Source organism: Thermostichus sp. MS-CIW-36 (assembly GCF_054059035.1).
Window position 1 is genome coordinate 1 of sequence record NZ_JBSSBR010000013.1, and the last position, 11,646, is coordinate 11,646.

The 11,646-nt window shown below is 59.4% G+C and carries 10 protein-coding genes and 1 tRNA gene; 4 read left to right on the forward strand and 7 right to left on the reverse strand.

Annotated elements, in window-relative coordinates; genetic code table 11:
* Positions 1 to 209 precede the first annotated feature (209 nt).
* Positions 210 to 1,520 (forward strand): (Fe-S)-binding protein, encoded by a 1,311-nt coding sequence (locus ACVWVQ_RS07440; RefSeq protein WP_457507706.1) that lies wholly within the window; start codon positions 210 to 212, stop codon positions 1,518 to 1,520.
* Between the two features lie 150 nt (positions 1,521 to 1,670).
* On the opposite strand, the gene ACVWVQ_RS07445 is transcribed toward ACVWVQ_RS07440, so the two are convergent.
* The 3 genes from ACVWVQ_RS07445 to ACVWVQ_RS07455 all read right to left on the reverse strand — a co-directional run bounded on the left by ACVWVQ_RS07445 (position 1,671) and on the right by ACVWVQ_RS07455 (position 4,065).
* Positions 1,671 to 3,170 carry a cobyric acid synthase gene (locus ACVWVQ_RS07445; protein ID WP_457507779.1) on the reverse strand — a complete coding sequence of 500 codons (1,500 nt, stop codon included), beginning with the start codon at positions 3,168 to 3,170 and terminating at the stop codon, positions 1,671 to 1,673.
* 193 nt (positions 3,171 to 3,363) lie between these two features.
* Positions 3,364 to 3,435, reverse strand: a tRNA-Gln gene (locus ACVWVQ_RS07450).
* Positions 3,436 to 3,507: 72 nt separating this feature from the next.
* Positions 3,508 to 4,065, reverse strand: a complete 558-nt coding sequence (locus ACVWVQ_RS07455; protein WP_414356749.1) for an FHA domain-containing protein — start codon at positions 4,063 to 4,065, stop codon at positions 3,508 to 3,510.
* A 269-nt stretch (positions 4,066 to 4,334) separates the two neighbouring features.
* On the opposite strand from ACVWVQ_RS07455, the gene ACVWVQ_RS07460 reads away from it, so the two are divergent.
* The 3 genes from ACVWVQ_RS07460 to ACVWVQ_RS07470 all read left to right on the forward strand — a co-directional run bounded on the left by ACVWVQ_RS07460 (position 4,335) and on the right by ACVWVQ_RS07470 (position 7,215).
* Positions 4,335 to 5,207 (forward strand): inositol monophosphatase family protein, encoded by an 873-nt coding sequence (locus tag ACVWVQ_RS07460; RefSeq protein ID WP_414384140.1) that lies wholly within the window; start codon positions 4,335 to 4,337, stop codon positions 5,205 to 5,207.
* Between the two features lie 158 nt (positions 5,208 to 5,365).
* On the forward strand, positions 5,366 to 6,223 hold the full coding sequence (locus tag ACVWVQ_RS07465) for an ABC transporter substrate-binding protein (RefSeq protein WP_457507708.1): 858 nt from the start codon (positions 5,366 to 5,368) through the stop codon (positions 6,221 to 6,223).
* Positions 6,181 to 7,215, forward strand: a complete 1,035-nt coding sequence (locus ACVWVQ_RS07470; RefSeq protein ID WP_457507710.1) for a DnaJ domain-containing protein — start codon at positions 6,181 to 6,183, stop codon at positions 7,213 to 7,215. The genes ACVWVQ_RS07465 and ACVWVQ_RS07470 overlap by 43 nt, the downstream gene beginning before the upstream one ends.
* Positions 7,216 to 7,227: 12 nt before the next feature.
* Here ACVWVQ_RS07470 and ACVWVQ_RS07475 read toward each other — a convergent pair whose 3' ends face one another.
* The 4 genes from ACVWVQ_RS07475 to ACVWVQ_RS07490 form a co-directional block, all read right to left on the reverse strand.
* Positions 7,228 to 8,811 (reverse strand): CPBP family glutamic-type intramembrane protease, encoded by a 1,584-nt coding sequence (locus ACVWVQ_RS07475; RefSeq protein WP_457507712.1) that lies wholly within the window; start codon positions 8,809 to 8,811, stop codon positions 7,228 to 7,230.
* Between the two features lie 98 nt (positions 8,812 to 8,909).
* Positions 8,910 to 9,629: a tRNA (guanosine(46)-N7)-methyltransferase TrmB gene (trmB, locus tag ACVWVQ_RS07480; protein ID WP_457507714.1), complete on the reverse strand. Its 720-nt coding sequence runs from the start codon at positions 9,627 to 9,629 to the stop codon at positions 8,910 to 8,912.
* A gap of 92 nt (positions 9,630 to 9,721) precedes the next feature.
* Positions 9,722 to 10,642, reverse strand: a complete 921-nt coding sequence (locus tag ACVWVQ_RS07485; protein WP_011433746.1) for an L-lactate dehydrogenase — start codon at positions 10,640 to 10,642, stop codon at positions 9,722 to 9,724.
* Between the two features lie 249 nt (positions 10,643 to 10,891).
* Positions 10,892 to 11,251: a hypothetical protein gene (locus ACVWVQ_RS07490; protein WP_011433745.1), complete on the reverse strand. Its 360-nt coding sequence runs from the start codon at positions 11,249 to 11,251 to the stop codon at positions 10,892 to 10,894.
* Positions 11,252 to 11,646: the final 395 nt, after the last annotated feature.

Genomic DNA, 11,646 nt, shown 5'->3' on the forward strand with positions numbered 1-11,646 from the left:
CGGGCTTGTTTTGTTCTCTGGTAGAGCAGAACAGGCTCAGGGCTACTGAAAGCCCGCTCCGTACCGCTTAGCGGTCGGAGTCGGGTAGTTTACCCGCTTTGTTCCCGGATTAAGATGCAGGAAACGGGGGCACCTCCAAAACCCCAAAACAAGCCAAAAGGCAAGATTGAGTCTGTACAGCAGGCTTTTGTGCTGAGAGCTAGAGGCCGATGAACGTATCCAAAGGGCCAAGTTTTGACGGCGTGGATCCCCCGGATCCCAAGCTGATCGATGCCTGCGTGCATTGCGGGTTTTGCCTGACCACCTGCCCCAGCTACCGTGTAATCGGCAAAGAGACGGACTCGCCGCGGGGGCGCATCTATCAGATGGAGGCTCTCAACCAAGGTCAAATCTCCCTCTCGGCGGCTACGGTTTCCCACTTCGACAGTTGTTTGGGCTGTTTGGCCTGTGTTACGGCCTGTCCATCGGGGGTGCAATATGACCGCTTAATTGCCGCCACCCGCCCGCAAATCGAACGCAACTACCCACGTAGCCTTTGGGATCGGCTTTACCGCCAGTTCATCTTCTCGGTGTTTCCTTACCCGGAGCGGCTGCAACCGCTGCTGTGGCCTCTCTGGCTGTACCAAAAAATGGGGATCGGCGCTTGGATCCGAAAGGGTCTGGAAAAGGTCTCCCCGCGTTTGGCGGCCATGGAATCCCTGATGCCCCCCCTGGAGGTGGAGCAACTGCTGCCCAAGCGTTACCCTGAGCGGATCCCGGCGGTGGGAGAACGCCGTTTTCGGGTGGGACTCATTTTGGGCTGCGTGCAGCGCCTGTTTGCCCCGCAGGTGAATGAGGCCAGCATTCGCGTCTTGACCCACAACGGCTGTGAGGTGGTGATCCCGCCTGTCCAGGGCTGTTGTGCGGCCTTGCCCCACCATCAAGGGCAACTGCAGCAGGCGGAAACCCTGGCCCGCCAGATGATCGATGCCTTTGCCGATTACGAGTTGGATGCCATTCTGATCACCGCTTCCGGCTGCGGACATACCCTGAAAGACTATGGCCACCTGTTGGCCAGGGATCCCGACTACAAAGAGAAGGCAGCCCGATTTGCCGCCCAGGTCAGGGACATTCAGGAGTTTCTCGCTCAGGTGGGGTTAACGGCTCCTCTACATCCGCTGCAGCCGGAACCCCTGGTGCTGGTCTACCAGGATGCCTGTCACATGCTGCATGGGCAGCGGCTCAGCCAGGAACCCCGACACCTGCTGCGGCAAATCCCAGGGCTGGAGCTGCGGGATCCCGTCGATGCGGCCCTCTGCTGTGGTAGCTCCGGCGTCTACAACCTGTTGCAACCCCAGGTGGCGGATGAGCTGGGATCCCAGAAGGTAAAGAACTTGCTTAACACCGGTGCTCAGGGGATTGTCTCTGCCAATATCGGCTGCCGCCTACAAATCCAGAAACATCTGCGCCTACAGGGCAAAGCCGGGATCCCGATCTATCACCCGATGGAATTGTTGGATCGCGCCCTTACCGCTGCGTGACGCTTTCGCGAACAAGCTACAGGGACTTCTTCGGGTCAGGCAGAGGTAGCCGAGGCAACCGGTTGAGTGGATCCTGGATTTCCGGTCGCGCTGGCGTAACCTGGCGCAACATAGCCTCCCACCCCACTTCTCTCCCCCATCGCCGATGGGCTATTCCATCAACAGGCCCAAGTCCAGGTGAGGCTGCCACAGATCGGCCAGGCGCTCCAGCAATTGCTCCCGCTGCTGAGCATAGTGGCCCTCCAGATCCGGCAAGGGATCCCAGCCTTTTTGTCGGCGCAGCCAGTTCAGCCATTGTCGCCGCCACAGGTGGTTGTCAAACAGGCCATGCAGATAGCTGCCCCAAATCCGACCCGTGGGATCCCGCCAGCCCAGGTTCTCTTGCTCGAACAGCGGCAGGCAGCCAGAGGGATCCGCCTGGGTGGATCCCTGATGAATTTCGTACCCCTGAATGGGGGCCAGGGCAGGCCATCGGCTTTGGGTCTGCACCTGCTGGGTGACCTTGGTGGGTTGTAAAACGGTGGTCAAAGGGAGAAAGCCCAGCCCTGGGTAGGTGCCGGCGATCCCCTCCCAGCCTTCGGGATCGGCGATGGTTTCTCCCAACATTTGCAGTCCGCCGCAAATGCCGACGATATGGCCGGAGTATTGGCGCAGTTGCTCGGCCAGGCCGGTCTTTTGCAACGCGAACAGATCGTTGAGGGTGGTTTTGCTGCCGGGCAGGATGACCACATCCGGGGATCCCAAACTTTGGCCGGGGTGAACCCAGCGCAGATGGACGGTGGGCTCCGCCAACAAGGGGTCAAAATCCGAGAAATTGGCCACCTGGGGCAAACGCACCACAGCAATCTCCAGGCGCCCTTCCCTCAGGGCTTGGCCACCGGCCCGGTCGCGGCGATCTTCCCAAAGCAGGGGGTTGGCTGCAATTCCCATCGAATCCTCTTGGGGCAGAACCCAGTCCACCCAAGGCAAGACCCCGACAACTGGGATCCCGGTGTAGTTTTCCAGCCAATCCAGGCCGGGCTGCAACAGTTCCCGCGAGCCGCGAAACTTGTTGATGACAATGCCCCGGATCAGGGCCCGTTCTTCGGGTTCCAGCAGTTGGAGCGTGCCCACCACATGGGCCAGCGCCCCACCTCGGTCGATGTCCGCCACCAGCCAAGTGGGGGATCCCAAATGCAAGGCAACCCGCATATTTGCCAAGTCCCGATGTTTGAGGTTCACCTCTGCCGGACTGCCTGCCCCCTCGCAAAGGATCCAGTCGTACTGCTTTTGCAGGCGAGCAAGGGCTTCTTTAACCGCTTGCCAGGCCGGCGCAAACCAGCGCTCGTAATACTCTCCGGCGCGGTAGGTGCCCACCGCCACTCCGTTCAAGACGATCTGGGAAGTCAGGTTGCCCTGGGGCTTCAGAAGGATTGGGTTCATCTCCACCGCAGGGGGAATCCCGGCAGCCCAAGCTTGCAGAGCCTGCGCGTAGGCGATCTCTTTGCCCTCTGGGGTGACATAGGCGTTGAGGGACATATTCTGAGCTTTGAAGGGGGCGACCCTTTTTCCCGCTTTCTTGAGAATGCGACAAAGGGCTGTTACCAGCAGGGTTTTGCCCACGTGGGAAGAAGTTCCCACCACCATCAAGGATCGACCTGAACAGCTCACCCCGGATCCCTCACCCTTGGTTTCTGGTTGTTGCCATTCTCTCCGCGGCCAGTCCTGCCAAGCCAGGGCCTCCGTTGGCAAAGGCGACTCTGCAATCCCCTAGTTAACCGCCCTGCTGATGCCTAGAGCCGCACCCTCCGGTCTGCACGGGATCCCAGGGGCTTGCGCTTTGTGCTTTCGACAGGATTTTGAGCTGGGGCAGATGGATTCGAACCACCGAATGGCGGGACCAAAACCCGCTGCCTTACCGCTTGGCGATGCCCCAATTCACATTGCTTAACCAGCTTAATTAATCTAGCGATGCAGCTTCGGGTCTGTCAACAGTTGCAGTGAGCTCCTATGCGTGGGGAAGCTGAAGCTCTTCGCCAAGGTCAGGGCCAATGTCAAGAGGAGTCACGGGGAGAGTGCGGGCTACCTCAAAGAAATAGGCGCGGATCTCCGGCCCGAAATAGATGACATCTCCACTCCTCAAGTAGTGAGTGGCCACCCGCGTGCCGTTAACAAACACCCCATTGGTACTGGACTGGCCCTTGCGGTTGCCGTCGATCAGGCAATAGGTAAACCCTGTCCGGTTGGACTTGGTGGGCACCCGCACCAGGTAAGCGTGGCGACGCGAGACAAACCGATTGACGATCTGGATGGCGTTGGAGGGATCCCGTCCAAGCGTGTAGATACTCTCCCGCAGGATGTAGCTGCAGGGCCGGACAGGATGGCAGATGGACAGGGTGAACTCCGGATGGGACACCGGCCGTTCAGGGACTTGATCGAACAAATCCGCCGGCAGATCAAAGCCCTGGCTGGGAAGAGGACTTTTCCCGCCAACCTCTGTGATGGAGGTGAAAAAATCGTCGTAGCTATGTGGCAAAGGTCTTCCCCCCTCAACGCTCAACGCCATTTACAGCAGCTTGGCTTTCCAAATTCAAAGTCTTATCTATAGTTCCCCAAAACCCTACTGCTTTCAAAGGAACTCTGGTCTTGGCGGGCTGCCGGAAAACCCACAAGCCCCAGTGTACTGTACTATACACCATAGGCAGCCTTGGAGATACCCCCTTTCCCCGGAAACTGGGCTTGGGCTCAGGTTGGGCCCATTTTGGTTTTCAGGAATCCCTTGGGAGCCTCAGCCTTCGCGGGCTATCCTGAGTAACAGATTCTTGAGGTAGGGGTGTGACAGAGGCCCTGCTGCGTCGGTTGGATGTGGCCACAGAAGCTGCCCTGGAGGCAGGGGCTTTGCTGCGCAGTTATGTGGGGGGCACCCTTGCCATTGAGGAGAAACGTCCGGGCGACTTGGTGACGGCGGCGGATCGCGCTTCCGAGGATCTCATCTTGAAAATCTTGAGGCGGCACTTCCCCGAAGATGTCATCTTGACCGAGGAATCAGGCCAGCAGGGATCCCCGGAGGGTGCCTACGCTTGGATGATCGATCCCCTAGATGGCACCACCAACTTTGCCCACGGTTACCCTTTCGCTGCCGTCTCCATTGGTTTGCTGCAGGGGCGGGAGCCGGTTTTGGGGGTTGTTTGTGACGTTTTTCGCGGGGATCTGTTTCGCGCCGTCCAAGGGATGGGGGCTACCCGCAACCGCCAACCCATTCGAGTCTCCACAACGGCTGAATTGTCTCGGAGCCTGCTGGTTACCGGCTTTGCCTACGATCGTCGCGAAACCCCCGACAACAACTACGCCGAGTTTTGCCACTTTACCCATCTCACCCAAGGAGTGCGGCGGGGCGGATCTGCAGCTCTGGATTTGGCCTATGTGGCCACCGGCCAGTTGGATGGCTACTGGGAGCGGGGCCTCTCCCCTTGGGACATTGCCGCAGGGATCGTTCTGGTGCGGGAGGCAGGCGGCAAGGTGACCGCTTATGATGGCAGCCCGGTGGATGTTTACAGTGGCCGACTGTTGGCCAGCAATGGCTGGTTACACGCTGCTCTGCAAGAAGAATTGGCCCAAGTACAGCCTTTGCCGGTCTCCTTTCCCATGCGGCGGGATCCACGCCCAGCCTATCAGAACCGGGAAAGCTCCCCAGTTGAGTTGAATTGAAGACAGAAGTAGCTGACGAATAATCGAGGAATAATCAAGAAGATTCCAAGAACCCTATGTTGGGCAGGGTAGATAGGAGATTGGTTAGCAAGCTCCACAGAAAACAGCGACATCGCTGCCGGGCGGCACAGTTCGGCCTGGCTCTCCTCTTGGGAGCGATGGCCCTTGGGGTCGCCACTGCTGGCCCCGGCTACCCTCAGCCGGAACAAGGGAAGGTTGCCCCCACCGAGCGGGCACAGCCCCTCGATTCCCGTTGGGCTGAGATCCAGGCCCGGGGGCGCATTCGGGTTGGCTTGGATCCCAGTTTGGGGCCGGCCTATCTCTATACCGACTTGGAGCGACAAACCTACGCCGGCTTCGAGTGGGATATCCTGGAGGCGTTGGCCCAAATCCTTCAGGTGCAGGTGGATCCCATCTATGTGGCCTGGAGCGAGCAGTTGGCGGCCTTGCAAGCGGATGAGGTGGACTTGATCTGGGGGGCGCGGGAAGCTTTGGGCTTGGATCCGGAGCAGTTTCTGGCCACCCGGCCCTACTATCTCAGCCCGCAGCGCTTGGTGGTACGGGATCCCTTCCCCGCCTCCGGGCCAGAGGAACCGGCCATTGAAGCACTGTCGCAATTATTTGGCCGCAAAGTGGGCATTGTAGTTAACAGTACGGGGGCAGCCCTGCTGGAGGCGTACAACGAGAGGAGAGGCAACGCCATTCGTCTCTTTGCCACCAGCAACCCTGAGCGCTTGTTTGCTCAGCTACAGGCTGGCCAGTTGGATGCCGTGCTGGTCGATCAGCCTGTTGCCGCCCTAAACCTGCGCCAAGCTGGATCCCGGCTGCGCCTGGTGGGGCCGCCCCTGTTCCCCATGCCTCTGGTGGGAGTAGTATCCTCTCAGCATCCTTCCCTGAAGGAAGCTGTGGATGGGGCGATTTCCAGCCTGATCGAAAACGGAACCTTGCAGCAGATTTTAGAGAAGTGGCAACTATGGGATCCAACTCTAATGTCCCCCGCCTCAACCGAGGACTAGCCCGCTACGAGACTGACCATTTCGCCATCTTGGGCGTCCCTCTCACCGCCGACTCCAAGGGGATCCGGCGCGGCTACCTGCAGGCGGCCAAGGCCCTCCACCCGGATCGGTTTGTGGGGGATCCCGAAGGTGCAGAGCGCGCCAACATCCTCTTTGCCAAGCTGGTCAACCCGGCCAACGAAGTGCTGACCAAAGAGCGGGAGCGAGGGGAATACGAAACTGTGCTCAAAATGCGGATTAAACGCCTTTTGGAGACAACGCCCCCCGACCTTTGGCCCTCTGGGGAAGCTGTCAAAGGCTTGGCCGAGCGCCCCGATTGGCAAGAAGAGTATGTCAGGCGGGTGGAGAAGCTGGCCAAAGAACAATACAGCTCCATGGAAACCCTGCTCGAGAAAACCGAGCAGTTGAGCGAGCTGAACCTGGCCTATTTGTTGCTCAAAGCCGGCTACCAAGGGATCCCGACCGCTTCCCCCAGCCGCACCACCTTGGGAGGGATCCCGGTGCCACCCCCCACCAGCTCTCCTGTTGCTCCGCCCACCCGTCCCCCTGTTCAGCCCGTTCCCACCCCACCTCCGGCTCCCAAGCTCAGCCCTGCGGAAACCCGCTTTATCCAAGCCTTGGACATGATCGAGCGCAAGCAATACCGGGATGCAGTGCAGTATCTGAACTTCGCCATCAGCGCTGAGCCCAACGTGGCCCGCTACTACCTGCACCGGGGCATTGCTCACCTGAAGCAGGGGAATGCTGGCATGGCCAAAGCAGACTTTATGCAAGCCAGTCGCCTAGAACCTGCCAACGCCGAGTTGATGGCAGAAGTGCGCCGTTGGATGCAGCAAGTCACCACTCAACAGCCCGTTCCCGTCCCCAAGGACTCCGTCCCGCCAACGCGAGTGGCCAGCCGTCAAACGTCACAGGCTCAGAAAGTGGTGCCGCCTCCCCGCAAAGAAGACAACGGCGGGTTCTTGAGCCGCCTCTTCGGCAGGAAAAAGTAGGCAGAGCTCCCCTTAACGCGCACCCCCTAGCACCAGCAGCGTGACCAGGGATCCCGTATTCCAGAGGCTGTGCAGTAGGATGGGAGCCAGCAGGTTGCGGCTGTGGCTGTACACCACCCCCAGCACCACCCCCAGCATGGTCAAAGGCAGCAGATCGGAAAGGTTGAGGTGGGCAAGGGCAAAGGTGAAGGCGCTAAGCCCAATGGCGGCCCCCATAGGCAGGTAGCGGCTTAGAGTAGGCAGCCAAAAGCCCCGGAACAGCACCTCCTCAAAAACAGGGGCACAGACAGACACCACGGCCAAAAACACCAACCGCGCCCCCCAGCCATGGCTGTCCAGCAGCAGAGGCAGAATAGGGTTCCCACCCCCTGCCTGGGGTAGCAGCAACTGCGACAGCGCCGCTGCCAGCACCACCAAAGGCAAGGCCACCCAGTAGCCACACAAGCCCCACAGCAGCCAAGGGTCCCACAACCGCACCTGCAGCACCCTCTGCCAGCCGGGGTAGGTGTGCAAGAGACGGTACAACAACCCCGCCCCCAGCACAGCGCCGGAGTTGTAGGTGAGAAACAGGGCTACCGCCTGCTGCCAAGGGCTGAGCTGCCGTGCCCCCAGGCCGAGAATGATGATGTAAAGTCGAGGCACCAAAGCGTTGAGGGCGATAAACCCCAAAAACCAGCCGGTCAGCACCGCTTGCGCCCCGATCCCCGGCCAAGGCACTTCCCAAGCAGGGCCCAGGAGCGGACGTTTGCGCCAAAGGCTCCAGCCCAGCCAGCCCAACAAGAGCATCAACCCCAGCAGTGCCCCCAGCACGGGGATCCCGCCCACCACCGCCAGTCGAAACAGAGCCGCCAAGGCCAATTTTTCCTGCTGTTGGTTGAGGGCATTTAGGCTATCGCTGCGCTGCTGCAGTCGGTAAAGCTGTTGCAGAGCCACCGCCTCAAACCAGCCATCCAGATGATTGCGAATCTGCACTTCCGCTTCTGGCAAGATGCGCCGCGGTGTTCCCCACAGCCCTTGCAAAACCCGCGCTGCCCCCTTTTGGCTCGATTCCAGCTCCACGGGACGTTCCAGGTCGATGATCTGCTGCCATTGCTGCCGAGCAGCTTCCAGATCTTCTTGGTAGGCATAGAGCAAGCCAAGGCGCAGCCAAAGCGCATCCAGCTCCGTCTGCAAATCTTGCATGGAGGCCAGAAGGGCAGGATCCACCTCTGGAGATTGGGCCAGTTCTGGGCTGGCCGCCTCAGATTCGCCAGCAGGAGTTAAACGGGCCAGCCGTTTCAAACGTTTCAGGCGTTCGGTGTAGTTATCGGCGGTCTGCTGATAGCGATTTTGGGCCACCTTGAACACATCCTGACCCAAAAGCGCCCGTGCCAGATCCTGATAGCGGGGATCATCGAGGGTGCGGGAAGCTTGCAGGGCGAGATCGGTTTGCAACAAATCCAACTGCGTTTGGGGCGGCGGCTGGAACCAACTGCTGGAAAGAGAAAGCCCGACAATCACAATGGCCAATAGGCTCAGCAGGTTGAGGATCCCACGGCGAACAGAAAACCAAGCAGAGGAGGGGTCGGCAGAGGCCGTGGTTTCAGAGTGAGACATTGCGGCGACGGATCCAACTCAAGCGGGTTATATCCTATCTTCTGTATTGTCTTGGCGGAATGGAGTTGTTATTACTGCATTACGGATTTGTCCTGTTGTCACCGTCGCTCCAGCCAATAGCGATAGATGGGCAGGCCCAGTTGTAGGCAGTGCCACTCCCGCTCCGTGGGGATGCCGAGGGGATTGGAGTCCAAAGGCCCCTGGTGGGGATCCCAAAACTGCGGATGCTCTAAAAATCGAGCTGCCATTTCTTCGGCCACCTCTTGGATATCCGATTGCAGGAAGACGGGGCTGCCCGGTCGCAGCAGCAGAGCCAGATCCGCCACCAGTTGGGGTTGGACGATCCGCCGTTTGTGATGGCGCTTTTTGAACCAGGGATCCGGAAATAGGATGGTTACGCGGCTGAGATCCCCCGGCGCAAACAGATGCCGCAAAGAGACATTGATGTTGGCAAACAGAAAATGGACGTTATCCAGCCCCAGCTCATCCCGCCAGGCATTGGCCCGCTCCACCAGCGCCTGCCGAATCTCTACCCCCAGGAAGTTCCAGTCGGGCTGCTCCTGAGCGAGGCGCAGCAGAAATCGTCCGCTCCCTGTGCCGATATCCAGATGAAAGGGCTGCCCCAGCCGCCGGTATACCCGTTCCCAATGGGGTGGGGGGGCGGGCTGCTGATACTGTGCCTGCAGGGGATTGACGTGCTGCCGTACCCGGTGACCGAGGCCCCTCTGTAAGGGGATCCCGGCCCAAGGCGGAGAAGGGGGGCGCTTCTCCAGTTGGCCCTCAGGCGATTGCTGCCCCTGTTGCACCTCTGCTTCCATAGACCACCTCCTGCCGCCAGCTGCGGCCCTCGCCCACTGACCAAGGGATCCCCCAGCTTGGAGGGGAGCGACAAAAGTCCAGGAGATCTAGGCTACCACCGGATGCTGTCGATGACTTGCCGCAAGATCTGGGCCGAGCGGTGCAGCTGCTTGCGCTCGCTCTCGGTGAGGGACATGGCCAGCGTGCGTTCCACCCCCTGCCGCCCGACCACTCTGGGCAAGCTGAGACAGACCTCTGGCAGATCGTACTCCCCTTGGGTGAGGCTGCTCACGGTTAAAACGCGGTGTTGATCCCGCAGCAGGGCTTGGACAATTTGCGTCACCCCTAACCCGATGGCGTAGCTGGTGGCCCCTTTGCGACGGATGATCTCGTAGGCAGCGTTGCGCACCTGCTCGAAGATATCCCCCAAATAGGCGGGATCCCAGTCCGGCGAGAGTTCCCCAATCGGGGTGCCGGCGATGTTCACCTTGCTCCAAACGGCCACCTCGCTATCTCCATGTTCGCCGATGATGTAGGCGTGCAGGCTACGCGGATCCACCCCCAGGCGCTCCGCCAAAAGATAGCGAAAGCGGGCTGTGTCCAAAACCGTCCCCGACCCAATTACCTGCCCTGCCGGCAACCCCGACAACTTCAGGGAAACGTAAGTCATGATGTCAACGGGATTGCTCACCACCAAAAGGAGTGTGTCAGGGCAATGGGCCATCAAGGCCGGGATCAAGCCTTTGAAGATCTCGACGTTGCGCTGCACCAAATCCAAACGGGTTTCTCCAGGCCGCTGCTTAGCCCCTGCCGTTAAAATCACTACATCTGACCCGGCGCAATCAGCCAGTTCCCCTGCTCGTATCCGCGTCGGCTCCACAAAGGGGATCCCGTGCACCAGATCCATCACTTCCCCTTCCAGCTTGTTGCGGTCGATGTCGTGAAGGACCAGCTCATCCAGAGTGTTCTGGATTACCATCGAGTAGGCACAGGCCATGCCTACCTGGCCGGCGCCGATGATGGATCCCTTCAAAAGGCGGCGAGAAGTCAGCCCCTCGACCTGCTGCTGGGAGCGCTGCTTGGGTTGGTGCTTAGAAACAGTCATGGCTGCAGCCGCTACTCTTCGTTCTCCAGCTTAAGCCTGCCTAGAGGAAGAAAAAAACAGGCTACCGCTCTCCAGAAGAACTGGAAAGGCGAGAAGAGGCAGGATCGGTTGCCGCAGCGGACTGGATCCATCTGAAACAATAAAAACAATAAATAGCCCTCTAACCTTCAACAGTCCTCAACCCGGCTGCTGGGTTAGCCGCTGCCAAAGCTGCGGAGGAATGCGCTCGTGAGGACACTTTAGGGACTGAATCTGAGCTAAATCTTCCGGCATGTAGTGCAAGGCTACCCGCGCTGCCGGATCCAAAAGGCTGCGCCGTCGTCGGTTACATTGCTCCGCTTCTCCCAGAAACACGTCCAGCCAGCCATCTCGCTCTTGGTAGCGAATCCTCAAAGCAGAGAGAGAAGGCAGAGCAGAGGAAACTTCTTTGCGGTAGAGCCGAAAGCCCTGCTCCAGACTCCAGCCCAACCACCACTGAGGCGCCAATTGCCCCAACTGCCTACACCACACCCCCGCCTGAACCTGTTGCCATGCCATGCTTGCCACTCCGCGACCCGCTCTCCCGAGGGAACTTAACTGCAAATCTTTAGCAATTGCCATTTGGGTAAGCACTCTACCAGACCTCCCTAGCTTGATGCAAGTCTTTATCAAAGAGGATCCCTACTTTGCCGGCACGCTATTGAAAGCTAATCTCAATAGAGCTATGCTGTTACTCGGTTGAGTGGTGGAGTTGTATCCATCAGTCTTCCTCTCTTGCCTTGGATGCATCGGGGATCCCACGCCCGCGGAATTAGCCATCCTGGGTCTGGCAGGGATCCCTTTTCCAGGGCTAGCTGAGGTTCTTTCTAATGAGAGCCGTTCTAACTAATAGGAGCCTGGTTCCTTCCCAAGCGTGTCGATGTACGGGTAGAACAAGTTCGGGAGCCAGAAGC